The organism is Candidatus Accumulibacter vicinus (assembly GCF_000584955.1).
GTDB classification, from domain to species: Bacteria; Pseudomonadota; Gammaproteobacteria; order Burkholderiales; family Rhodocyclaceae; genus Accumulibacter; species Accumulibacter vicinus.
Genome location: NZ_JDSS02000019.1, coordinates 147,669 through 148,509 on the forward strand (window position 1 = coordinate 147,669; position 841 = coordinate 148,509).

At 62.1% G+C, this 841-nt stretch carries 1 pseudogene; it reads left to right on the top strand.

The features are described 5' to 3' along the window. Positions 1–605, top strand: a pseudogene (locus CAPSK01_RS07110) (NADH:flavin oxidoreductase/NADH oxidase); the annotation flags it as partial. Positions 606–841 lie beyond the last annotated feature (236 nt).

An 841-nucleotide genomic window follows, 5' to 3' on the forward strand; every position in this document is an offset into this window, starting at 1 on the left:
GGCGAGCCGGGGAAGCCGGGTTTGAGTGGCTTGAACTGCACTTTGCCCATGGCTATCTTGGCCAGAGTTTCTTCTCGGTTCATGCCAACCAGCGCGACGACCAATACGGAGGCAACCTCGAGAATCGCAGCCGCTTCCTTCTCGAAACGCTGGCTGCCGTTCGCGCGGTCTGGCCGGAACATCTGCCGCTGACTGCCCGCTTCGGCGTGCTCGAATATGACGGTCGGGACACCGAAACGCTCGCCGAATCGATCGAACTGGCCAGGGCGTTCAGGCGTTACGGGCTGGACCTGCTCAGCATCAGCGTCGGCTTCTCGACTCCGGATGCGGTCATCCCCTGGGGACCCGCCTTCCTTGCTCCGGTTGCCGAGCAGATCCGCCGGGCAGCCAATATTCCCGTCGCGGCCGCCTGGGGCATCGATAACCCCGAAATCGCCCAAAACACGATTGCCAGCGGCCAACTCGATCTGGTGCTGGTGGGGCGCGCCCATCTGGCGAACCCTCATTGGCCTTATCACGCCGCATTGAAGCTCAAAGTCAAACGTGCCGCCTGGGTCCTGCCTTCCCCGTATGCCCACTGGCTGGAACGTTATCGGCCGGTGTGAACGGCCAGCCAGGTCATCATTCCACGGACGACCGCTACGCTTTTCGCACTTGCCCCTGCAAACCTGCAGCACTCGCTGCCGCGCTGCCGGCGTCATGGCGAGATCGACACAAGCCGTTCTAAGAAATCACAAAGACATTTATCGCCTGGTGATCGGCCGCGCCGCGACGGGAATTAGCGACGCTCGTAAATCACGAAATCAAAGGCCGGGATACTCCCGCCAGAGGCCGTGGTCGG